Origin of the sequence: Cellvibrio sp. BR (genome assembly GCF_000263355.1) — a bacterium.
GTDB lineage: Bacteria > Pseudomonadota > Gammaproteobacteria > Pseudomonadales > Cellvibrionaceae > Cellvibrio.
Genome location: NZ_JH668200.1, coordinates 551,314 through 574,747, shown reverse-complemented (window position 1 = coordinate 574,747; position 23,434 = coordinate 551,314). Strand labels below are relative to the sequence as shown.

Below are 23,434 nucleotides of genomic sequence, written 5' to 3'. Positions count from 1 at the left end.
TAATTAAAACAGTGTGGTGAATAACTTACTCGTCTTGCAGCGCGACAATCGGATTCACAGTTGCTGCTTTTGCGGCAGGCATCAGTGAAGCCAGGAACCCTGAAAAAATTAATACTGCTACGGCGCTCAGGGCGGTATTAAAATCCACCTCCGGGTTGCGGAACATGCCGGCACTACCGCCATTGGCTTCCATCAGCATACTGATACCTTCCAATAAAAGTACGCCCATTACCAAGCCGAAATACCCGGCAATGGCGGTGATAAAAACTGACTCTTGTACAATCATGCCAATAATGGATGCCGGTGTTGCGCCGAGTGCTTTGCGCAAACCAATTTCACGGGTGCGCTCTTTCACTACAATCAACATAATATTACCCACACCAATTGCACCGGCCATAATGGTGCCAATCGCTACAATCCAACTGAACACATTAATACCAGTGAACAAACCGTAAATTTTGTCGAATTCATTTTGCAAATTAAAACTGCCCAATACACCCATATCATTTGGATCAACTTTATTGCGCGCGTACAAATATTTTTTTACATCCGCTTCTGCGACAGCGGCATGTATACCTGCTGGAGGAATTACCACAAAACTGCCCACCCAATCCGCTTGGTTAAAGGCGTAGCGCAGCGTGTCATTGGGAATATAAACCTTTTCTTCTTCAGCACTGTTGGGATTAGTCGAGCTGGATTTATAAACGCCCACTACCTGAAAACTAATACCCGCCAAGGTAATATCCGCACCAACTGCATTTTCCCCCTGCTTAAACAAAATCTCTTTTACGCGAGTGCCGATGATTGCCACCTTGCGGCGCTTGTTATCATCTATTTCATTGATATAACGGCCTTCCACAATTTTTTGTTGGTGGATATTCGCCATGCCCGCATGGGTACCTTGAATGGGAAAGCTGCCATTATTTTTTTTGTATACCGTGTAGGCTGGTGAGCCATCCCAAATTCCCACGCTATTTTGCGCATAAATTCTGTCTACACTAGGCACATTATTTTTAATCGCTTCGACGTCATCTACTTTCAAACGGATTTGCCGGCCAACCGGTAAACCTTGATAAGCCAGTTGTGTTGGGCTTTGCGACCAGATCCACACTGCATTGGGAATTTCTTTAAAATCTTCCACCACCCCATTTTCCAAGGCTTTACCGGCGCCGAGCAAAACAGTGAGCATAAAAATGCCCCAGAACACACCAAATGCCGTAAGTGTGGTACGCATTTTATGCTGATTAAGGGTGAGGAAAATTTCCTGCCACTTTTCGGTATCTATTAACATAAAGTGGCCCTTAATCAGCGCGCATGGCTTCAATAGGTGCGATACGTGCTGCTTTTAAAGCAGGGACTAAACCTGCTAAGGCACCAACCAACACCAATAAAATAATGGCGGTAATCGCCACCTGAAAATTCACTTCCGGGTTTTGGAAGAAAGGTAAATTTGCCCCCGCTGAACGCAAACCAAAAGACACTAATTCCAATAGACCCACACCCAAAACCAAACCTGCATAACCGGCGATTGCCGTTACCAAAATCGATTCCATTAACAAGGTAGTGACAATGCCAAAAGGTGTTGCGCCCAGCGCTTTGCGAATACCAATTTCACGGGTGCGCTCCTTCACGGTAATAATCATGATATTGCTCACCCCGACTATACCGGCCATTAATGTTCCCAATCCGACAAACCAAATGAATGCATTAATTGCCAAAAATAATCCGTTCACCATTTTTGCCGGCTCAGCCATATTGAACGAACGGATTGCACGTTTGTCTTCCGGTGAAACCTGATGGCGTTGCCTTAATAATTGCATGACACTTTCTTCAAATTTAAAACCGTCAACCCCTGCTTGGGGGCGCAACCAAATGGAGCCAATTTTATCGCTGGTACCAAACAGTTTTTGAAAAGTAGTTTGTGGTATGTACACCCGCTCAGAATCCTGCCCGCGATTACCCTTGTCGTAAAACACTCCCACCACTTTCATCACTACACCGTTAACGCGAATATCTTTACCCACCGGGTCTATATCTTTACCAAATAATCTTTCGCTCACCACGGTGCCAATGACCGCAATTTTGCGCATCTGTTGATCGTCGAGCGGGTTAATTTTTCGACCAAAATTAAATGGCACCGATTCTTTTATTTTGAAAAAATCATCGGGCACACCGTGCACTCCAAAAGAACCATTTTTCTTTTCATAAATGATTGAGATTCCACCGCGCTGGCTCTCCGCTGCAGCAATACGTACTCCGGGGATTTTTTGTTGAATCGCCGCAATATCTTCCGTTGTTAACTCAATTTGACGTCCGACGCCCCTGCCGTTGTGGGCGATCGACGTTGTGCCGGTATAGACCACAATAAAATCCAGCACGTCAGAACCAAAACCATCGTAAACACCGTTCTGCATTCCACGCCCGGCACCGAGCAATAGAATCAACATGAAAATACCCCAGAACACCCCAAAGGCAGTCAACAGGGTGCGCAATTTATTCTGGCGCAGGGTGTAGAGGATTTCTTGTAAGCCATCAAACATGGTGTTTACCCTAGAATCTCTTCTTCATCCTGATCATCCGCCGTTATTAGTGGCGCATGATGGTGTTTGCCCGAAACAATCAAACCGTCTTTTAAAATAATCTGCCGTTGAGTTTGATCAGCAATATCCTGTTCGTGGGTAACAATCACAATGGTATTGCCCAACTGATGAACTTCTTTTATCAGCGCCATTACTTCCTGGGTCGTTTGGCTATCCAATGCACCAGTGGGTTCATCGGCGAGAATCACTTTAGGTTTAGTCACCAAGGCACGGGCAATCGCCACGCGCTGTTTTTGCCCACCGGATAGTTCATTAGGCATATGGGTAGCGCGATTACTCAAGCCCACCATTTCCAAATATTGTGCCGCACGGTAGTTCCGCTCTTTGCGGCTGACACCCTGGTAATAAAGTGGCAGCGCAACATTTTCTGTAGCATTTTTAAACGGCAATAAATTGAACGATTGAAATACAAAACCCAACAATTCATTGCGCAGTTTTGCCGCTGTTTTTTCTTTGAGGTTTTTGATTTCACGGCCGGCGAGAAAATAATCGCCCTGATCGTGGCTATCCAAAATGCCGAGAATATTCAGCAGCGTCGATTTACCGGAACCGGAGGAACCCATAATCGAAACCAATTCACCTTCACGGATATGCAGGTCGATGCCCTTTAATACATGCAGCGGTTGCTCGCCGGAGTGATAGTACTTATGGATGTTATGGAGTTTGATCATGTTAAATTCCTTGGCGGTTTGCTCGTTGGCTGCGCAGGCAGCTTATTCACTTTTCAAGGGCTAGCCGTATTTTTTAACCGCGCTTAACACTTTTATGACCAGTGTCAGCTAAGCGCGATTGTGAAGTGTCACCATTAGTGACTTATTGTTAACTTTGATGCATTAGCAGCAGCTTTGGATTCACTGCACTAACAATTTTATTCATCTTGCAAAGCAGTAATGGGATTCACACTCGCCGCATTACGTGCTGGTAATAAGGCTGCCACCACGCCGGTAATCACCAGCACCGCAAGCGCCATGATTGCAATTTGAATATCAATAAACGGTGACGCAAAAATGCCATCGCCCTGCCCCAAGCCAACCAGCAAAGCGCGAATACCTTCCAATAAAAATACTCCCGCAACCAAACCGGTGTAACCGGCAAGTACGGTAATCACCAGCGATTCATGCACAATCATCAAGCTTATGTTCAAGGGCGTTGCCCCCATGGCTTTGCGCAACCCAATTTCGCGCGTGCGCTCTTTTACCACCACCAACATAATATTGCCGACACCAATTACCCCGGCGATGATGGTGCCAATCGCCACCATCCAACTAAAGCCGATTACTCCGGTTACCAAACCACGATTTTGCTGATAGACCTGCTCCATATTAAAACCGCCGATCACACCGGAATCATCCGGGTGAATGCGATTGCGTTGGTAGAGCAATTGTTTGACATCGCGTTCGGCATCAAAGGCGCTGTAACCTTGTGCCGGAGTAAAAAATAACATTTGAAATGCGTCGACTTGATTAAACGCGTAGCGCAGCGTTTGATTGGGTAAAATTATTTTACTGTTAGCTTGCTGCGCACCATCTCCCGGTTCGGTGGATTTATAAATTCCCACCACCACAAATTGCACACCGTTTACTTTAATCGCCTCACCAATAGGGTTAGTACCATCTTTAAATAAAACTTCCTGCACGCGGGTGCCTATTACCGCCACCTTGCGTTTCTCGCGCTCGTCCAGCGCGTTAATGTAGCGACCTTCCGTCACTTTCAAAAATTCAAACGGCTCCCAACCGGGGTGGCTGCCATTAACCGAAAACGAACCGCTCTCTTTGCCATAAACCACATACTGCGCGGCACCCCAGGCGCCGAGATTATTCTTTCCATCCACCATTTCTACGCTGGCAATTTTTTGGCGAATGGCTTCTACATCGGCTTCGGTAAATTTCACACTGCGGCCTTTACCCAGGCCTTCAAAGGCGAGCTGGGTAGTATTGGATGGCCAAAAAATTACTACATTTTTTGCATCGCCAAAAATGCCTTCAATTTTGCTGCCAAAGCCCGTGCCAAAACCGAGCAGAATAACCAACATAAAAATTCCCCAAAAAACACCAAAGGCCGTTAAGCCAGTGCGCAGTTTTTGTTTTTTGAGGCTGTTGATAATTTCTTGCCATTTATCCCAATCAAACATATTTTGCTCCTTCCCTACTCGGCTTTCATTGCTTCAACCGGCATGATGCGCGCAGCGCGCAATGCGGGCATTAATCCGGCAAAAACCCCGGAGAGAATCAGCAATAACAATGCGCTAATGGCGATACCCAAATCGATTTCCGGTTGTTGAAAAAAAGGCAGTTCTACTTTTAATGCGGTTAATAGTGCCGAGACGCCTTCCAAAATTCCCACGCCCAATACCAAACCGCTGTAACCCGCCACGCTGGTCACCAATACCGATTCAAACAACAGGCTCCCCACAATGGAACTGGGTTTAGCGCCCAGTGCTTTGCGAATACCAATTTCGCGGGTGCGCTCTTTCACCGTGATAATCATGATATTGCTTACCCCCACAATGCCCGCGAGCAAAGTGCCAATGCCCACCAACCAGATAAACATATTCAAGCCGGTAAACATGGCGTTGATGTCTTCCGCTTCGCGCGCTTTGTTGCTCACTTCAATTGCACGCACATCGTCGGGGGCAATTTTGTGGCGCTGTTTTAACAGCGCGAGAATATCTTCTTCCAGTTTGATGCCATCGACACCGGGTTTGGGTCGCACAGTAATTAACGCTACTTCTTGACCACCGCCAAAGGATTTTTTAAATGCGGTCACCGGCATATACAACCGTTCCGACATTCGCCCCTGATTGCCCTTGTCGTAAAACAAACCAATCACTTTGAAAGAAATGCCGTTAATTAGTATTTCTTTGCCCATGGCTTCGGCGTGGGTGGTAAATAATCGTTCGCTCACGCGTGTACCTATTACCACCACTTTGCGGTTGTCATCTTGATCCAACGGATTCAAACGGCGGCCATCATCAAAGCGCACTTTTTCTTTGATATTAAAATATTGATCAGCCACACCCAGCACCCCAAAGCTGCCGGACTTATTGCCGTACATCACTGAAATATCAGAATTAATAAAAGAGCCGAGCGGATTTTCGCTGGAGAGATAACCCACACCGGGAATTTGTTGGCGAATTGCTGCCATATCACTGTCGGTCAACGCAATTTGACGGCCAACCGGTAGACCCAAATAAGGTACAGAGGTGGTACTGGGGAAAATCCAAATCGAATCGGAAACGTCGTTGCTCCAACCATCGGCGAACGCGTTTTGCATACCGCGCCCGGAGCCGAGCAACAGGATCAACATTAAAATGCCCCAAAACACACCGAAGGCGGTAAGCGCAGTACGGAGTTTATTTTGGCGCAGGGTAAATAGAATTTCTTGCAAGCTGTCCATGGCGATTTCCTAATCGTGCGGTAGCAGTAGCTGGATAAGTGCTTTGACGCACCCATCTCCTTTTTGGATTCACTTCCCACTGTTTTTATTAATAAGGCGCCCAAATTAACACAGACTGGTGTACTTGGATATTTGTTCAACCCGCGTGCTTAGCACTTTCATCTATAAAAATGCAGTTGCAAATTGACAAAAAAGAGCCCCTGCAGCAGCACCTGCCGGGAACCCAATAACCAGCCGCGCCCCGGGGTGCTGCACACGGCTGGCTATCAAGTGCGGAGAGAAAACCAAATTCAGGTTGGGGGATAGAATTTGGTTGACTCGATAGTTGGATGATGATTGAACTGATTTGGATTCAAAAAGAGTGAATAAAAAAGCGCAGCCCCTTTGAGTTATCTTAGGAAGCTGCGCTTTTTAGATTGGATAAAACGGTATTACTTAGCTAATTGCCCCACTGCGATTCACACCATTAATCAACGCTTTTATAGCCGAGGTAATAATGTTGCGATCTTGCCCTACACCGTAAACCGGTTTGCCATTTTTCACTTTGATTTCCACGTAAGTCACCGCGGCCACATCAGAACCTTCACCGACGGAATGTTCGGAATAATCAATCACGCTCACTTCCGCATCGATAAATTGACTGATTGCGTGGGCGGCGGCATCGATGGGGCCGTTACCGCTGCCGCTGATTTGCACGGTTTTGTCCTGATGTTGGGCGTGGATGACTATATCAACCTGATGCGTGTCATCCTGCTCACTAAACTTACTCGATTGATAAGTGATAGGCGAATTTACCGCAAAATATTCGTCGTTAAAAATCCGTGCGATGTCAGTCGCTTTAACTTCTTTCCCGGTGCTGTCGCTAACTTTTTGTACCACACCGCTAAATTCAATTTGCAAACGACGCGGCAATTGCAAACCGGCTTCCTGTTGCAACAGGAAACTCACACCGCCTTTACCGGACTGCGCGTTTACCCGCACTACCGCATCGTAACTGCGATTCAAATCGGCCGGGTCAATTGGCAAATAAGGTACCTCCCAGAGTGCGTCTTTTTTCTGCACTGCAAAACCTTTTTTGATCGCGTCCTGATGCGAACCAGAAAAAGCGGTAAATACCAATTCGCCGGCATAGGGGTGACGCGGATGCACCGGCAATTGCGTGCACTCTTCATGCAATTTACGCACGCGATCTATGTCAGAAAAATCCAACCCTGGGCTAACACCCTGCGAATACAAATTCATCGCCAAGGTAACCAAACACACATTACCGGTGCGCTCGCCGTTGCCAAACAAACAACCTTCAACACGATCTGCACCCGCCATCACTGCCAATTCTGCCGCAGCCACTGCGGTGCCACGATCATTGTGCGGATGCACGCTGATAACAATAGAATCGCGGCGATTGATATTACGGTGAATCCACTCGATTTGATCGGCATAGGTATTCGGTGTGTTCATCTCCACCGTTGCGGGCAAATTCAAAATCAATTTCTTTTGCGGGGATGGATTCCAAATTTCTACCACCGCATCGCACACGTCTTTTACCAATTCGATTTCAGTCGATGAAAACACTTCCGGCGAGTATTGGAAAGTCCAATCCACTTCCGGTGCTTTCGCGGTTAATTCTTTGCACCATTTAGTACCTTGAATCGCGATATTTTTTACACCTGCTTCATCGGTGTTGTACACAATTTTACGGAACGCTGGTGCGAGTGGATTGTACATATGCAAAATCGCACGCTTGGCGCCGCGCAAACTTTCCACGGTTTTTTCGATCAAGTCGTAACGCGCTTGCACCAATACTTCGATGGTAACGTCATCGGGAATTAAATTTTCTTCGATCAATTGGCGAGTGAAGTTGTAATCAATTTCGCTGGCCGAAGGAAAACCGATTTCGATTTCTTTAAAACCAATCGCGACCAATTCTTTGAACATACGCATTTTGGTGGCAACGGACATAGGGTCGATCAGTGCTTGATTGCCATCGCGCAGGTCAGTGCTCATCCAAATGGGCGGTTTTTCAATGTGATTATTCGGCCATTGGCGGTCGGGCAAGGAAACACCGACAAAACGCTGGTATTTGCTGGATGGATTGGCAAGCATGGTTGACTCCGTGATGTCGCAAAAAGGTATATCGTAAAAAATAGAGGTTGATGGAAAGCCCGGTCCGGTCACAACAGCTGGGGATAACAGCGCTGGATTCCTGGAAGTGCGGTCACACAGGTAGGAACCCCATTCCGGCGCGGGTAGCGCACGGCTTTTATCAACATGTGCCCAGTATAGGCAGATGAGCTTGGCAGATGATTGCGAAGCTTGTGTTAATATCAATAATTGAACAATATTATTGCTATAAAATTCAATTTATTGAAATTTAATTTCCATCATATGGAGTTTATCGCTATGGAACTCGACCGTTACGACCGTTTGATCCTTGAGGCGCTGCAACAAAATGGGCGCATTTCCAACCAAGAATTGGCAGACAGTATCAGCCTGTCGCCCTCCCCTTGCCTGCGCCGCGTGCGCGCACTTGAGGAAGCGGGGCTGATCGATGGTTATGTCGCGCTACTCAATGCACGCAAACTCGGGCTGACATTGGTGTCATTCATCCAGATCAGCATGGATAAACACACCCCGGACAGGTTTGATTCCTTTGAAAAAACGGTAGAAGCCTACCCCGAAGTGTTGGAATGCCACTTGATCACCGGGCAGTCGGCGGATTACCTGTTAAAGGTCATAGTGAAGGATATGGATGCTTATCAACAATTCCTGCTGCAAAAACTCACCCGCATCGAAGGGGTGAGCGGGGTGCATTCGTCGTTTGTGCTGAAATCGCCCATTGATAAAACGGCGTTGCCAGTGGGATGAACACTTGAGGTTTTGATGTGTTTGAAAAAAGCATCCATCCACACTTATAAAACGGCAATTACTCCAAACGCATAAAATCAAAATCTACACTGCCGCCGGTTTGCTCTGTGGCGAAGTTAAACAGGGCAAACCTATAGCCCATAAAATGATCCAGTGAATATTTCATCTGCAGGGTGTTGCCGATAGGTTTCCACTCAATGCCGTCAAGGCTGTAAGCGAAAGTTGCCGTGTCTTTCAAGTCGCGGAAATCCGTATAGGTTTTTAAATGAATTTTTGATTCAGTGAGCGGAACTCGTTCAATCACATCCCACTGATCTTTTTCACCGCTCGCCATCACAATGAATAAACCTTCTTTGGTTTTTTCAACGCCTATAAATCCATAGGCAGATTGCAAAGCACCAATACCAGCGTAATCGCCTGATTTCATGTTGCTGGCATCAATGAATGTATGCGCAGTTGAAACAGGGCCAAACGTGCGTTGGGTTAGGGTATTTTGCGTTTCAACAAAACTTTTATCCAAACGCAAATTGGTTAAACGTAAAAATCCTTTGCGATCGGTAAGCGACCAGCCTTCGGCAACTGGATTGTGATTCCATTGCCACGCCATTTTGAGCGGCTGATTGGCAGCATAATAAAATTCATCCGATTCAATAATATTATTGAATCCTTGATGTGTAACTTGAATCGGTAACTCATCAGGCACCTTGCCGTTTACACCAAATATCGGCCAACCGTCTTTCCAATGCACAGGAACCAAATAAGGAATTCGCCCTACTGCACCACGGTCACGAAATAAAAATGCATACCATTTTCCATCGGGTGTATCAATTAATCCACCTTGGGCGATGCCCTTGTCCGTTAATGCGACCCTGCCTTCATAGCTTCCCAGCAAAGTATCCGAGCGATAAATTAATTGTGTACGCATTTTATTCGCGGGCCAGGAAATTAAATTTAAGTAATATTTTCCGTTTACTTTTAACATCTGCGAACCTTCGGAAGGAACCCAGAATTTATCGCCTGCAACACGTGACGCTTTTGGGATCAATACACGATTAACGCCGTCTTTTTTTATTGCCGTAGCATCAGCGGTTAGCTCGACGATAAAAATATCGTCATTGCCATAAATCATAAATACACGGCCATCATCAAAAAATAATGATGAATCATGAAACAAGGCATCGATTTCGACTCGTTGCCAATCGCCAGTTTCAATATTGTCCGTTGAAAAAATATAGGTTTTTTTGGTGGTATTGGAAAAACTACTGACGTAATAACGCCCATTGTGATAACGCAAGCTACTCGCCCAAGTTCCTTCACCATAGGCTTCTTTGCCATTATTCAAACTGGATTTTTCATCGCTTGATAAAATTGGATAGGCATAACGCACCATTTCCCAATTTACCAAATCCTTTGATTTCATAATCGGCAAACCGGGATTCATATGCATGGTGGTGCTACTCATATAATAAGTGTCGCCCACGCGCATCACAGCTGGGTCAGGCACATCTGCCCAGATCACAGGATTATGAGCAAACGGTTTTTTGATCTCCGCCGTTTGGCAGCCCATCAACACACTCAACACCAATAGCAAACCCGTGAGTATAAAAACGGCAGGCAAAACCTTCCGCTTGGGCAGTGAGCTGTGAAACTCCATAGAGTCGTTTTGGAAATGAGTGAGTTCTTGCACCTTGCTGATCCTTTCTTTTGTTTGGTTTATGTGACGAATCGGTGGTCTATCCTCAGTGATTTCCTGCTACTAAGCAATTCATCACAAGGTCTTTACTCATTCTTTACTTTTCGCTTAAAACTTGTTCAAAATGCACATATAAACCATCATAAGTGCAAATCGCACATTGTTTAATGATAGGGGTTCACCATGTCAGCACTTGCACAAAAAATACCAAAAGAAATTACCGCGTAATTGTGTGAAGTTAGCGCTAAGGAAGTAGCTTTTAAACAACGGGATAAAGCCGACGTATTTCGATTTACGCGTGACGCATTTATGGTAAATGGGGAATTACCCTTACTAGCGGGATAAGTTCTATCCCGCAGTAGAATTCATGATTTTAAAGTTTTAGGGAATAACAACACTAAGATCATTTCCCGACTTAACCACATCCAGTTTTTGGTTTTGATTGGCTACCTGCACCGAATAATAAACTGGTGCTCCTAATGCATCGCCGGTGATACTCAATTCATAATTGCCATTGGTAAGTGGGATTGAATAGGCGCCGGAATTAAATACGGGATAGGATTTTCCATTGGTGGTAATCGTTATACCACTTAACCCTTCACCCACATCATAAAATTCGTTGTTATTTTTATCGTCGTAAATAACACCCGTTAAAAAATAGCTTGAACCGGAACGCGCAAAGTTTTGCGTGAGCATGGACGATAAATAATTGCGCCCATCCTGCATAAAATAACCTTGCAGTTGTCCAACACCCAACTCACGGAAATTGGCGTTAAGAATATTCACGCGATGCACCGGTGATTTAAATAATCCTTCGTGTTGTGAAATCGCGTAGCTGGTTAAATTGATTGTACTTCCAGTCGTTCCGCCCCAGGCGATATTTTCCCCACTCGTCCAATTGCCGGTAAATGTATAACCTGCTGCCTGCATCCGTTCATGGGGTGTTGAATTATTTTCACCTGTATGGGAAAAAATATCGGCATCCAACATCCATTGCGAATGTACGCGTGAAGATTCAATCAACAACAAATTATGGGCAAGCGGTGGTTTGGGTGTGTTGGTAATTTGAGTGCCGGTGATGCCATCGTTTAAACCGATTCCCAGACGGGTCGCTTCCAAATCAGGATTAGCGCGAGCGCGATTTATTAACTCAACGACTAATACCTCCTGCGCAGTTGGCTGTTTGGCTAAATCAATTGTACTCGGTGTTGCACTGACTTCACTGCTCGCAATACTTTCCTGATTTCCGTTGAGTGCGGTCACCACAAAATAATAGGTTTCGCCGTTGCGCAGGTTGGTAATAATACGCGGCGACGTTGCATCATCTACCCGGGTTCCATCAGCAAAACTGGCAATATTGTTAATCAGAATATTGGTTTCGGATGCGTAGTAAATTCGATAGCCAGTTGCACCGGCAACGGCGTTCCAGGTTAGCGTGACCGACGCGGTGCCAGGGATGGCAGAAATATTTTGTGGCGCAGCGAGTGAACTATTTGAGGAATTAGCCCCGCTGCTCAGCGCGGAAGAAATGCTACTTGCGCTAGTGCTGGATACAGGGTTAGCGGAAGATGGGCTCGCGGGCGCCGATGGATTTGAGTTTCCGGATGAACCCCCACCTCCGCCACCACAGGACACTAAACCACCACCGCACACTAAAAGGCAGAGTGCAAAAATGGAAAGGGATCTTCTAAAAAATAATGTAGTGTTCATAGCGCTTTAACCAATCTTGCCAATAACAGTTTTGATACTAGCAAGATTGGTTAGCACCAACCGAGACTCCAACCACAAGTCAAGGTTTGCACCGATGGTACATAACAACCTTTGGTTATAAGATCTTTCTTTCCTCTGCACTAATCTTCACATCGTTAATACTCGCAAAACGTCGCTGCATTAATCCATTTTCAGCGAACTCCCAATTTTCATTACCATAAGAACGAAACCATTGCCCTTCGGCATCGTGCCATTCATATTCAAAACGCACCGCAATGCGATTTTCAGTGAATGCCCACAATTCTTTTTTCAGGCGATAATCCAGCTCTTTGTTCCACTTCGCTTGCAAGAATTTAACGATAGATTCACGCCCGGAAAAAAATTGATCGCGGTTACGCCACTCACTGTCCGGCGTGTAAGCCATAGCAACACGTTCGGGGTCGCGGCTATTCCAGGCATCTTCTGCCGCTTGTACTTTTTTTAGCGCCGTTTCTGCCGTGAAGGGAGGAAACGGCGGCCGGGGTACAACGGCTGTTAAATCCACAGCGGATTGCACATTCATAATGATTACCAGGCTTTGTAGGGCAGGAATTTGCCATTGAGATTGATGATCACCCGATCACCTTTCGGATTTTCTTCTTTGCCAATTTCCATGGAAAAATCAATCGCACTCATAATGCCGTCACCAAATTTCTCGTGAATGATTTCTTTAATCGTTGGGCCATATACGCCGATCATTTCATACAAACGATAAATCAACGGATCTTGCGGAACATTCGGTTCCCAACTTTTACTGGGGCATTGCATCAATGCAATTTTGGCAGCTTCCGGTAAATCGAACACTTTGCACAGCGCTTCCGCTTTATCCGCCGGCGCGCTGTTCATACCCAAACAGACCGAGGTGGTCCACACCGGCGACATGCCAATGCTCTCTGCAACACCTTCCCACGTCAGGTTCATTTTTTGTTTTGCGATAACAATGGCTTCTACAACGTCTTGCTTTTTCATAGTGGTTTCCTCAGGCATTAACAAGTTGCTTAACAGGTGTCGATTGCTCGACTGATGGCTGGTCTAGCGGGTTTACACTGATTGGGAATTCGTCACTCGCAGAATTTTTAGTAAATATTTTTGAGCGCTTCACTAAAAACTCCACCAGATGATTGCGAATGGTGTAATAACCGGGGTGATGAATTATTTCGGCGCGTTTACGCGGCTTGGGCAAATCCACCACCACCGATTCTGCAATCACCGCGCCCGGCCCATTGCTCATTAATAAAATTCGATCCGATAATAAAATGGCTTCATCGATATCGTGGGTAATCATAAAAACCGTTTGGCGAGTTTCGCTGCAGATATTCACTAGCTCGTCTTGAATCACGCCGCGAGTTAATGCATCCAGGGCGCCAAAGGGTTCGTCGAGTAATAATAATTTTGGTTGGGTAGCAAAGGCGCGAGCGATGGAAACTCGCTGGCGCATACCGCCGGATAATTGCGCGGGTTTGCGCTGTTCAACTCCTTGTAAACCCACCATCGCTAAATAGCGCAGACTGTGAGTGCGAACTACTTCTTTACTCCATTGTGGCCAGCGAGCGCGCACACCAAACATCACATTGTCGAGCGCACTTAACCAAGGCAATAGCGAATAATTTTGAAACACCACCCCGCGCTCCAAACTCGGGCCGCTGACTTCACGGCCATCCATAATTACTACGCCTTCAGTGGGCACATCCAAACCGGCGAGGGTATTCATGATGGTCGATTTGCCGCAGCCCGAATGGCCAATAATGCAAACGAACTCGCCTTTCTCAATCGTAAAATTGGCTTGCTCAAATACCGTGAGTGTTTCTTGCTTTGATACAAAACGTTTCGCCAGTTGTTGAACTTGTAAAAAAGATTGGCTCATTCCACTACTCCTCGTATTGGACCAATTTGGTAGCGGCAGTGAGTGCCATATCCAACAACATGCCCACCAGGCCAATCATCAGGATGGAAAAAATCACACTGGTTAAATCCAGGTTATTCCATTCATTCCACACGTAGTAACCAATCCCGGTGCCACCAACCAACATTTCGGCAGCGACAATGACCAACCAGGCGATGCCGATAGAAATGCGCATGCCGGTTAAAATAGTCGGCGCCGCTGCCGGTAAAATAACGGTGAACGCCGTGCGTAACGGTGATAGCTCATGAGTGCGTGCAACATTGATCCAATCTTCACGTACATTCGCTACACCAAATGCGGTGTTCAATAACATCGGCCAAATGGAGCAAATAAAAATCACAAAAATTGCCGAGGTTTCTGAATCCTTAATAATGAACAGCGCAAGTGGCATCCACGCCAGTGGTGAGATGGGGCGCAACACTTGGATATAAGGATTTAATGCGCGGTACATGAGCGGCGACATGCCGATTAAAAATCCCACTGGCAATGCAATAATTGTTGCGAGAAAAAATCCGCTCAGTACGCGATATAGCGAATAGCCGAGTTGAATACCTATGCCTTTATCGTTGGGGCCCGCATCGTAAAAAGGATTGCGCAGTTCTTCCCACGCACGCACTAACACTGCCGAGGGTGGCGGCACGCGCGCTTCTTGTTCCGCACCGCCCATGAGCAATTCATATTCCGATTGCGCTTCACTGGCCGCTGGTGCTTGTGAGGAAAACTCCCACAGGCCCAGCACCAACACCAGAAAACTCAGCGACACCAGCAGCGCACGCAGGTTAAGTGAACTCATATTTAACCCCTGCGAATTGGAAAACTATTGATGTATTCATCGGGCTTGGTGTAATCAAATTCTTTGCCCATGATGAAATAGTTTTTGTTGGTGCTGGTGGGAACGGCATAACCCAACTCTTTCATAACCTTTTCACAATCGGTTGCGAGATAAACCTGACGCGCGATGGTCTGGTAGTCCACCGCGCCTTTGATATAACCCCAGCGCTTCATTTGGCTGAGAATCCATACCGCCATGGAGTGCCAGGGGAAAGGATCAAAGTCGATGCGGTCGGGCACATTTTTCACCTCGCCCAAACCATCGGCGTAGCGGCCCAGCAGCACCTGTTCAATAACCTGCACGGGTTGGTTGAGATAATTGGCGGGGGCAATCGCAGCGGCAATTTCCTTTCGATTTTCTGCCTTTGAGGAATAGTGCGTCGCTTCCACAATCGACTTGAGCAGCGCGCCATAGGTGTTGGGATTGGTCAGCGCAAATTCCTGGCTGCAGGCAAAAGCACAACAGGGGTGGCCATCCCAAATATCTTTGGTGAGGGTGTGGATAAAACCGACTTTTTCCCATACCGCCCGCTGGTTAAAAGGGTCAGGCGAGAGGTAACCATCGAGGTTACCGGCGCGCAAGTTCGCGACCATTTCCGGCGGCGGTACTACGCGGATCTGCACATCCTGATCCGGATCTAAACCGTGTTCGGCAAGGTAATAGCGCAGCAAAAAATTGTGCATGGAAAATTCAAAAGGCACGCCAAATTTAAACCCCTTCCACTGCTTGGGATCGCGTTTATCCTTGTGATCTACATGCAACACAATCGCCTGACCGTTGATATTTTCCACCGCCGGCATAATGAAATTTTTGGCGGTTGAGCCGATACCCAAACTCATCGCCAGCGGCATGGGCGTCAACATATGCGAGGCATCGTATTCACCGGCGAGGGATTTATCGCGCGCCACGGCCCAGCCCGCGGTTTTAATGACCTCCACCTCCAAGCCGTGTTTGGCGTAAAAGCCCATGGGCTGCGCCATGATGATCGGCGTTGCACAGGTGATAGGCACAAAACCAACATTGAGTTTTTTCTTTTCCAGCGGACCGCCCGCTTCTTGCGCCGCCGCTTTAATCGCCGCCATGGGCAGTACCGAGGAGAGTGCGGCGGCGAGGGTGCCGCCACCTACCGCACGAATAAAACGACGGCGGCCATGATCATCCTGATTAAACACCGCGCGCACTATGGCGTTTTCAATAACACGATCCATCACCGCTTCGCTGGAACCTAAATTCCCATCCGCCGATATGGAATCCACCCGGGCGTATTGCTCTGCCTGTTGTTCCAAAGCCTGTGAATAGGCACGGTTATCTGCCCCCAAGCGACAGGTATCGCAATGGCAACCACGCTGGTGAATCAATGAGGTTTCGCTGCTGTATGCATCACCCAAACTTTTATCGCTCATAACGCCCCCTTTGTATGCATGCACGCACCAACACTTGGCGACGCGCTGAATCAATGAAAAATCCGGAACTTGCGTTGACTTGCTACAAGGCTTATTGCGAGCCCCGTGCCAACCTCTTAATTTTTCGTAATTAACTGATTTTTAAGGGGATTTTTTATTATTACGGGTAACGATAACAACGAAAAATCGTGACTCACGAAATTTCGTTCAGCTTGGCACGATTTTTCGTTGTATTAGCTGGTGTGTATTCACTCAACCACCACCTACCGCATCCAGCAAGGGGATCCTCTGTGAGCAACCTGCCCTGCCCAGTCCATCACTCCGCCGCGCAGCATCAATCCACTCCTGCTATGTCGGCGATTACTCAGGTATTCCAACAATTTGAACAGCAAAACCAACTGATCCTGAATGCGGCGGGTGAAGGTATTTATGGTGTGGACGCGCAGGGGCGCGCCACCTTCGTCAACCCGGCGGCGGAGCGGATTCTAGGCTGGAAGGCGGAGGAACTGATTGGTAACAATATTCACTTGGCGATTCATCATAGCCATAACGATGGCTCGGATTACTGCGTGCAGGACTGCCCGATTTTTGCGGCGTTTCACGATGGCACGGTGCGGCGTGTGGATGATGAAGTGTTTTGGTGTCGCGACGGCCATCCGGTACCGGTGGAGTACACCAGTACGCCGATTTTTGATCAGGGTAAACGGGTGGGTGCAGTGGTTATTTTTCGCGATGTATCGGAGCGTAAAAGCGCGCAGGCAAAATTGCATTCCACCATGGAAGAGCTGCGTTTGGCGCTGGAACAAGTTGGCCAGCTGAAACACAAACTGGAACTTGAAAATGCCTATCTGCAACAGGAAATCAGCGAGGGTTTTAGCTCCCATCATATTGTGGGTAAAAGCCCCGCCGTGCAGCAGATCAATCACCAGATTCAGTTGGTCGCACCCACGGTAGCCACGGTCTTGATTACCGGAGAATCAGGCACGGGCAAGGAATTGATCGCGCGCGCTATTCACCGTGCCAGTGAGCGCAATCAGCGCCCGTTGATTCGGGTTAATTGTGCAGCTATTCCACCGGAATTATTTGAAAGCGAATTTTTTGGCCATGTGCGCGGTGCATTTTCCGGCGCCGTGAGCGCGCGTATGGGCCGCTTTGAAGTTGCCGATGGCGGCACACTATTTCTTGATGAGGTCGGCGAATTACCACTGGCGTTACAGGGAAAATTATTGCGCGTATTGCAGGACGGTGAATTCGAACGGGTGGGCGAATCCATCACCCGCAAGGTGGATGTACGGGTAATAACGGCCACTAATCGCGATTTAAAACAGCGTGTTGAACAGGGTTTATTCCGCGAGGATTTGTATTTTCGCCTGAATGTTTTTCCCATCCGCTCGGCACCGCTGCGCGAACGATTGGAGGATATACCGCTGCTGGTCGCGCATTTTTTACAGGCCACCTGCCAGCGGTTTCACAAAACAGCGCTTAAAATTTCCCTCGCCCAAATCCAGCGCCTGCAGGCCTATCACTGGCCAGGTAATATCCGCGAGTTGGAAAACCGCATCGAACGGCAGGTAATTCTCAGCCAGGGCGATAAATTAGTACTGGATGACCTCCCGCAATACCAACAAGCCAGCCAACTGCCACTTCAATCAGAGAGCGAGACACTGACCGAACAGGATTGTCGCCAGATGCAATACCAGGCAACGCTGGATGCGTTAGTGCGCACAGGCGGGAAAATTTATGGCGTGGATGGTGCGGCGCAATTACTGGGTATCAAACCCACTACCCTTGCCTCGCGCTTGAAAAAATTAGGGATAAACCGGCAACAGCTATTGGCTGCGTACCCGCAATAAAAAAGGGGCTAATTAGCCCCTTTTTTAATTCGTTTTAGCCATGTTTTTTATGCGCACGGCGGTCGCCCTGGCGGCGATCCCTGGGGATGTCCTGCGGGATGCCTTTATGCTGTTGGCGACGATCATGGCTCTGACGTTCTTCCAGAGCATCTTCAATTTGCGTTAGCAGTACCTTAGGTGTCTTTACTTCTGTCATCGTTAAATCCGTCTCACTAAGCAGTTAATTCAAGGTTGGATCGCTGTTATTACGACTTCTGTATTATTGTAGACCAGCTTGAAATTCATTTTTGGGATTATAGAAGTTTTCTTATTTCATTTTTTAATAAGAAAAGCCGAATCCTTGCGAATTCGGTCCTCTAATAAACTTAAAATGTTATACTGGTTATATATCCAGATTAGCCACAGCCAATGCGTTGGTTTCGATAAACTCACGGCGTGGTTCCACGTTATCACCCATCAGGCAGGTGAAGATCTGGTCAGCGGCAATCGCGTCCTGGATGGTCACACGCAGCATGCGACGGGTTTCCGGGTTCATGGTGGTATCCCACAATTGCTCCGGGTTCATCTCACCCAGACCTTTATAGCGCTGGATGTTGTAGCCTTTGCGTGACTCTTTCATCAGCCATTCCAGGCCTTCAGCAAACTTGAACAGCGGTTGTTTACGCTCACCACGCTGGATATAAGCGCCCTCTTCGATCAGGCTCTCCAGTTTTTCACCCAGTGAAACAATAGACGCATATTCACCTGAGGCAAAGAAGTCGTGGTTAAACGGATAAGGAGTAGCTATACCATGGGCAGTGATTTCTACCTGTGGCATAAACAGGTGGCGCTCGGTATCTTCACGCACGGTGATGATATAGCGCTGGCTGCCGGCACGGGCATCGATACTGAAATGGGCGGCCATTTGGTCGCACCACTGCTGCATATGGCCTTGGTCAGCCAGATGTTCAGGGCGAACAGAGGGTAAGTAGATCATCTTTTCCAGCACATCGGCGGGGTAGAGGCGCGACAGTCGATCGATAGTCGCCATCACTTTGCGGTATTCATACACCAACTTCTCCAAGGCTTCCCCGGCAATCGGTGGCGCGCTTGGGTTGACGTAGAGACTCGCATCTTCCAGTGCAGCCTGAGTCAGGAACTCGGTCATCGCTGCTTCATCTTTCAGATACTGTTCTTGCTTGCCTTTGGCGATTTTGTACAGTGGTGGTTGGGCGATATAGATATGACCACGCTCGATTAACTCGCGCATTTGGCGGAAGAAGAAGGTCAATAACAGGGTGCGGATGTGCGAACCGTCCACGTCAGCATCCGTCATGATAATGATGCTGTGGTAGCGCAGTTTTTCCGGGTTGTAATCGTCTTTACCAATACCACAACCGAGCGCGGTAATCAGAGTGCCTACTTCCGCACTGGATAACATCTTGTCAAAACGGGCTTTTTCCACGTTAAGGATCTTACCCTTGAGTGGCAGGATTGCTTGAGTCTTACGCGCGCGGCCTTGTTTAGCTGAACCGCCTGCAGAGTCACCCTCTACTAGGTAGAGTTCGGAAAGCGCTGGATCTTTTTCCTGGCAATCTGCCAGCTTGCCGGGCAGACCGGCGATATCGAGTGCGCCTTTGCGGCGGGTCATCTCACGGGCTTTACGCGCGGCTTCACGGGCGCGCGCAGCATCGATCATCTTGCCCACAATGGACTTGGCTTCTTGCGGGTTTTCCAGCAGGTAAGCGCCGAAGTGCTCGTTCATCTCTTGTTCTACAGCAGTTTTCACTTCTGAGGAGACGAGTTTGTCTTTGGTTTGACTGGAGAATTTAGGATCGGGCACTTTTACCGAGATAATCGCAGTCAGGCCTTCACGAGCATCATCACCGGTAGTGGCCACTTTAGCGTTTTTGGCAATGCCTTCTTTCTCGATATAGGTATTCAAACCACGGGTAAGCGCGGCACGGAAACCCGCTAAGTGAGTACCACCGTCGCGCTGCGGGATATTATTGGTGTAGCAGAACAGGTTTTCCTGGAAAGAATCGTTCCACTGCAGCGCCACTTCTACGCCAATACCATCGTCACGTTTAAGTGAAACGAAGTGCACCATCTTATTAATGGTGGTTTTGTTCTTATTCAGATGGTCTACAAACGCACGCAAACCACCTTCGTATTGGTAGATCTCTTCCTTACCGCTGCGCTCGTCTTTCAGCACAATGCGCACACCTGAGTTCAGGAATGAGAGCTCGCGCAGGCGTTTGGCCAGCAATTCAAAGTGGAATTCGATATTGGTAAAAGTTTCAGCGGAAGGTTTAAAGTGAATTTCAGTGCCAGTAGTCGCTGAATCACCCACTACTTTCAATGCTTCATCGGGTACACCATGGCGATAAATCTGCTCATGGATTTTACCGCCACGGCGAATAGTCAGCTTTAACCATTCAGAGAGAGCGTTAACTACCGATACACCCACACCATGTAAACCACCAGAAACCTTATAGGTGTTGTCGTCAAATTTACCGCCCGCATGGAGCACGGTCATAATTACTTCGGCAGCAGAGACCCCCTCTTCATGCATTTCGGTAGGGATACCGCGACCATTGTCAGAGACAGAGACAGTTTCGTCAGGGTGAATAATGACACGTACTTCATCACAGTGACCGGCAAGCGCCTCATCGATAGAGTTATCCACGACTTCAAACACCATATGATGCAAGCCTGAACCATCATCAGTGTCACCAATGTACATCCCTGGGCGCTTACGCACCGCATCCAGGCCCTTGAGGACCTTAATACTGGACGAGTCGTAAACATTCTCTTCTGACATAGCATTTCTCCGCTTTTTTGTTCAGTAGCGATCAGCAACAGGCTGATGACTTATTCATTCAATCCAGAAACCAGAACTTCACTGATTTCTTTTACCCTTCCCTGTTCCACGTGGAACATTTTAGGGATTAGGTTTTCTATATCACGCCAACTGGATAAAAGTGCTTCCTGTTCAACACCAGTGATAAAAATCTGGGTTTGCATCGCATGAAGCCAATGCACCAACAGTTTGCGATGTTTTTCATCCAACTCAGCCGGTAAATCATCCACGAGATAAATAGACTTACGCCCTGTCATACGGCTAAACACATAACCTTGGGCGATCTTTAATGCACAGACCAGTAACTTTTGTTGGCCACGAGATAGCAATTCAGCTGCGTCTTGACCATTCACCGTTATTTTTAAATCTGCCCTGTGGCTTCCCATCTGGGTATAACCCAGACGTTGATCCCGTTCAAAACCCTCGGCGAGTATGTCTCTATAGTCTCGCTCTTTATCCCAGCCGCGATAATAACTGAGCTTGATGCCCTCCACCTTAACAAACTCCCGCAGCAGCTCGGAAAGGTTAGAGTCAAACTCCGCCATGCAGGCAGTACGTAACTCATGTATTTTTTCAGTGAGAATCACTAATTCCTGATCCCAACTGGCTAATTCAAAGCGGTCTATTCTATCACGCCGCAACAGGCTATTGCGGTGTTTGAGGCAACGTTGAATAGCCTTCCATGCAGGGTAGAATTGAGGTTCCACGTGGAACACCAACCAATCGATAAACTGCCGACGAACCTTGGGGCTGCCTTCCAATAATAAAAAAGTATCGGAATTAATAACTTGAACAGGCAGATAAGCCGCAAGGTCAGCTGCAGAGGAAACAATCACCCCATTGGCTTTGAAGCTAGCTTCACCATCCATTGAGCGGGTAATACCAATGGGTACCTCTGAATGGTCATCGGTATGTACACGACCAAACACGGTAAAAGCTTGTTGTTGATGGCGGATTAGCGGTTTGTGTTTATGGCTACGGAAGGATCGACCTAAAGCCAAAAGGTTTATAGCTTCCAGAATACTGGTTTTACCCGAGCCGTTTTCACCAAAGATGAGATTCACCTGCGCCGAGGGAAGGATATCAACCCCTTCAAGATTGCGCAGGTTTTGAATAAAAAGACGTTTGAGGGTCATATGACCGGCAGGAATGGCTTATACCAATGGCCTCTCTTAGAGGCGCATTGGCATAACAACATAGAGAGAGTCGCTGTTTTCCGGCTCTTCCAGCAATGCACTGGAGTTAGCATCCGACAGAGTAATTTTCACATTTTCATTACTGATCACATTGGTCACATCTTGCAAGTAGCTCACATTGAAGCCTACTTCCAGAGAATCACCGGTGTAATCCACAGTCACTTGCTCTTCTGCTTCTTCCTGCTCGGGGTTATTGGCGACTATGGTCAAGCTGCCATCAGACAATAGCAAACGCACACCACGGTATTTTTCATTGGATAAAATCGCGGTGCGAGCAAAGGCTTGTTTCAATTCCAGGCGCGAACCTATCACCACTTTGTTACCACCGCGCGGCAATACGCGCTCATATTCGGGGAATTTGCCATCCACCAGTTTAGAGGTGAAGGTATAGTCCATCGAGGTCACACGGATATGATTGGCGCTGAGTACGACTTCAACTTGGGCAGAAGAGTCATCGAGCAATCGGGATAATTCCAGTACGCCTTTGCGCGGCAAAATAGCCTGCACAACTTCATTGGCATTAACCGCTACTGCACGTGTACACATGGCCATACGATGACCATCTGTAGCGACAACACGCAGTTGATCCTGACGTACTTCCCACAACATACCATTCAAGTAGTAGCGAACATCTTGCTGGGCCATGGCAAATGCAGTGCGTTCGATCAAGCGTTTTACTTCTTGTTGTGCACAGCTGAAACGCAGATTACCGGGTGCATCTTCCACATTCGGGAAATCACCAGCTGGCAAGGTCGACAAGGTGAAACGGCTACGGCCGGATTTCACCAGAATACGGTTATCTTCCAGGGTAAATTCGATATTGCTGCCATCCGGCAAGGAACGACAAATATCTACTAGCTTGCGCGCCGGTACGGTGATCTCACCGGATTGGCCTGCTTGCTCTAGGGTGATGCGGCCTACAATTTCCACTTCCAAATCCGTACCGGTCAACGACAATTGATCGCCATTTAATTGAATCAATACGTTCGACAATACCGGCAGCGTTTGACGACGCTCCACCACACCAGCTACCAGTTGTAAGGGTTTCAGCAAGGCTTCGCGAGATACGGCAAATTTCATGTGATGGTCTCTTTGGTAATCT

The 23,434-nt window shown here is 47.6% G+C and carries 19 protein-coding genes; 2 read left to right on the top strand and 17 right to left on the bottom strand.

Annotated elements, in window-relative coordinates; all coding sequences use genetic code 11:
* Nucleotides 1–25 precede the first annotated feature (25 nt).
* The 6 genes from O59_RS02385 to leuA form a co-directional block, all read right to left on the bottom strand.
* Nucleotides 26–1,291, bottom strand: coding sequence for an ABC transporter permease (locus O59_RS02385; protein WP_007639138.1), 1,266 nt, complete (start codon nt 1,289–1,291; stop codon nt 26–28).
* A 10-nt stretch (nt 1,292–1,301) separates the two neighbouring features.
* The gene (locus O59_RS02380) at nt 1,302–2,540 is read right to left on the bottom strand and encodes an ABC transporter permease (protein ID WP_007639137.1); all 1,239 of its coding nucleotides are present in this window, start codon (nt 2,538–2,540) and stop codon (nt 1,302–1,304) included.
* Nucleotides 2,541–2,545: 5 nt separating this feature from the next.
* Nucleotides 2,546–3,271 (bottom strand): ABC transporter ATP-binding protein, encoded by a 726-nt coding sequence (locus O59_RS02375; RefSeq protein WP_007639136.1) that lies wholly within the window; start codon nt 3,269–3,271, stop codon nt 2,546–2,548.
* 197 nt (nt 3,272–3,468) lie between these two features.
* Nucleotides 3,469–4,731 (bottom strand): ABC transporter permease, encoded by a 1,263-nt coding sequence (locus O59_RS02370; protein WP_007639130.1) that lies wholly within the window; start codon nt 4,729–4,731, stop codon nt 3,469–3,471.
* Between the two features lie 14 nt (nt 4,732–4,745).
* Nucleotides 4,746–5,996, bottom strand: a complete 1,251-nt coding sequence (locus O59_RS02365; RefSeq protein ID WP_007639128.1) for an ABC transporter permease — start codon at nt 5,994–5,996, stop codon at nt 4,746–4,748.
* Between the two features lie 435 nt (nt 5,997–6,431).
* Complete coding sequence (gene leuA / locus O59_RS02360; RefSeq protein WP_007639125.1) at nt 6,432–8,099, bottom strand: 2-isopropylmalate synthase; 1,668 nt, start codon at nt 8,097–8,099, stop codon at nt 6,432–6,434.
* Between the two features lie 297 nt (nt 8,100–8,396).
* On the opposite strand from leuA, the gene O59_RS02355 reads away from it, so the two are divergent.
* Nucleotides 8,397–8,861: an Lrp/AsnC family transcriptional regulator gene (locus O59_RS02355; protein WP_040391367.1), complete on the top strand. Its 465-nt coding sequence runs from the start codon at nt 8,397–8,399 to the stop codon at nt 8,859–8,861.
* Nucleotides 8,862–8,919: 58 nt separating this feature from the next.
* On the opposite strand, the gene O59_RS02350 is transcribed toward O59_RS02355, so the two are convergent.
* From O59_RS02350 to O59_RS02320, 7 genes are all read right to left on the bottom strand, one after another.
* Nucleotides 8,920–10,548 (bottom strand): glycoside hydrolase 43 family protein, encoded by a 1,629-nt coding sequence (locus O59_RS02350; protein WP_232283022.1) that lies wholly within the window; start codon nt 10,546–10,548, stop codon nt 8,920–8,922.
* A gap of 387 nt (nt 10,549–10,935) precedes the next feature.
* Nucleotides 10,936–12,264, bottom strand: a complete 1,329-nt coding sequence (locus tag O59_RS20825) for a CAP domain-containing protein (RefSeq protein ID WP_007639120.1) — start codon at nt 12,262–12,264, stop codon at nt 10,936–10,938.
* 115 nt (nt 12,265–12,379) lie between these two features.
* Nucleotides 12,380–12,826, bottom strand: a complete 447-nt coding sequence (locus O59_RS02340) for a nuclear transport factor 2 family protein (protein WP_007639118.1) — start codon at nt 12,824–12,826, stop codon at nt 12,380–12,382.
* Nucleotides 12,827–12,831: 5 nt separating this feature from the next.
* Entirely contained in the window at nt 12,832–13,272 is a 441-nt protein-coding gene (gene cynS, locus O59_RS02335; protein WP_040391059.1) for a cyanase, read from the bottom strand.
* Between the two features lie 10 nt (nt 13,273–13,282).
* Nucleotides 13,283–14,167 (bottom strand): ABC transporter ATP-binding protein, encoded by an 885-nt coding sequence (locus O59_RS02330; protein WP_007639114.1) that lies wholly within the window; start codon nt 14,165–14,167, stop codon nt 13,283–13,285.
* 4 nt (nt 14,168–14,171) lie between these two features.
* Nucleotides 14,172–14,999, bottom strand: coding sequence for a nitrate ABC transporter permease (ntrB, locus tag O59_RS02325; protein ID WP_007639112.1), 828 nt, complete (start codon nt 14,997–14,999; stop codon nt 14,172–14,174).
* A 2-nt stretch (nt 15,000–15,001) separates the two neighbouring features.
* The gene (locus O59_RS02320) at nt 15,002–16,441 is read right to left on the bottom strand and encodes a CmpA/NrtA family ABC transporter substrate-binding protein (RefSeq protein ID WP_007639111.1); all 1,440 of its coding nucleotides are present in this window, start codon (nt 16,439–16,441) and stop codon (nt 15,002–15,004) included.
* Between the two features lie 290 nt (nt 16,442–16,731).
* Between O59_RS02320 and O59_RS02315 the strand changes: the two genes are divergently transcribed.
* Nucleotides 16,732–18,294: a sigma-54-dependent Fis family transcriptional regulator gene (locus O59_RS02315; RefSeq protein ID WP_007639110.1), complete on the top strand. Its 1,563-nt coding sequence runs from the start codon at nt 16,732–16,734 to the stop codon at nt 18,292–18,294.
* A 34-nt stretch (nt 18,295–18,328) separates the two neighbouring features.
* Here O59_RS02315 and O59_RS21770 read toward each other — a convergent pair whose 3' ends face one another.
* The 4 genes from O59_RS21770 to dnaN form a co-directional block, all read right to left on the bottom strand.
* Nucleotides 18,329–18,490 (bottom strand): hypothetical protein, encoded by a 162-nt coding sequence (locus tag O59_RS21770; protein ID WP_007639109.1) that lies wholly within the window; start codon nt 18,488–18,490, stop codon nt 18,329–18,331.
* 186 nt (nt 18,491–18,676) lie between these two features.
* A complete protein-coding gene (gyrB, locus tag O59_RS02310; protein WP_040391058.1) occupies nt 18,677–21,097 on the bottom strand; it encodes a DNA topoisomerase (ATP-hydrolyzing) subunit B in 2,421 nt (806 codons plus the stop codon).
* Nucleotides 21,098–21,147: 50 nt separating this feature from the next.
* Nucleotides 21,148–22,272 carry a DNA replication/repair protein RecF gene (gene recF / locus O59_RS02305; protein ID WP_007639107.1) on the bottom strand — a complete coding sequence of 375 codons (1,125 nt, stop codon included), beginning with the start codon at nt 22,270–22,272 and terminating at the stop codon, nt 21,148–21,150.
* Nucleotides 22,273–22,308: 36 nt separating this feature from the next.
* Nucleotides 22,309–23,412 (bottom strand): DNA polymerase III subunit beta, encoded by a 1,104-nt coding sequence (gene dnaN / locus O59_RS02300; RefSeq protein WP_007639106.1) that lies wholly within the window; start codon nt 23,410–23,412, stop codon nt 22,309–22,311.
* Between the last annotated feature and the right edge of the window lie 22 nt (nt 23,413–23,434).

Excerpts from the sequence above, each read along its gene's own strand:
- O59_RS02385 (WP_007639138.1), bottom strand. The coding sequence starts at position 1,291 with ATGTTAATAGATACCGAAAAGTGGCAGGAAATTTTCCTCACCCTTAAT.
- O59_RS02380 (WP_007639137.1), bottom strand. The coding sequence starts at position 2,540 with ATGTTTGATGGCTTACAAGAAATCCTCTACACCCTGCGCCAGAATAAA.
- O59_RS02375 (WP_007639136.1), bottom strand. The coding sequence starts at position 3,271 with ATGATCAAACTCCATAACATCCATAAGTACTATCACTCCGGCGAGCAA.
- O59_RS02370 (WP_007639130.1), bottom strand. The coding sequence starts at position 4,731 with ATGTTTGATTGGGATAAATGGCAAGAAATTATCAACAGCCTCAAAAAA.
- O59_RS02365 (WP_007639128.1), bottom strand. The coding sequence starts at position 5,996 with ATGGACAGCTTGCAAGAAATTCTATTTACCCTGCGCCAAAATAAACTC.
- leuA (WP_007639125.1), bottom strand. The coding sequence starts at position 8,099 with ATGCTTGCCAATCCATCCAGCAAATACCAGCGTTTTGTCGGTGTTTCC.
- O59_RS02355 (WP_040391367.1), top strand. The coding sequence starts at position 8,397 with ATGGAACTCGACCGTTACGACCGTTTGATCCTTGAGGCGCTGCAACAA.
- O59_RS20825 (WP_007639120.1), bottom strand. The coding sequence starts at position 12,264 with ATGAACACTACATTATTTTTTAGAAGATCCCTTTCCATTTTTGCACTC.
- O59_RS02340 (WP_007639118.1), bottom strand. The coding sequence starts at position 12,826 with ATGAATGTGCAATCCGCTGTGGATTTAACAGCCGTTGTACCCCGGCCG.
- cynS (WP_040391059.1), bottom strand. The coding sequence starts at position 13,272 with ATGAAAAAGCAAGACGTTGTAGAAGCCATTGTTATCGCAAAACAAAAA.
- O59_RS02330 (WP_007639114.1), bottom strand. The coding sequence starts at position 14,167 with ATGAGCCAATCTTTTTTACAAGTTCAACAACTGGCGAAACGTTTTGTA.
- ntrB (WP_007639112.1), bottom strand. The coding sequence starts at position 14,999 with ATGAGTTCACTTAACCTGCGTGCGCTGCTGGTGTCGCTGAGTTTTCTG.
- O59_RS02320 (WP_007639111.1), bottom strand. The coding sequence starts at position 16,441 with ATGAGCGATAAAAGTTTGGGTGATGCATACAGCAGCGAAACCTCATTG.
- O59_RS21770 (WP_007639109.1), bottom strand. The coding sequence starts at position 18,490 with ATGACAGAAGTAAAGACACCTAAGGTACTGCTAACGCAAATTGAAGAT.
- gyrB (WP_040391058.1), bottom strand. The coding sequence starts at position 21,097 with ATGTCAGAAGAGAATGTTTACGACTCGTCCAGTATTAAGGTCCTCAAG.
- recF (WP_007639107.1), bottom strand. The coding sequence starts at position 22,272 with ATGACCCTCAAACGTCTTTTTATTCAAAACCTGCGCAATCTTGAAGGG.
- dnaN (WP_007639106.1), bottom strand. The coding sequence starts at position 23,412 with ATGAAATTTGCCGTATCTCGCGAAGCCTTGCTGAAACCCTTACAACTG.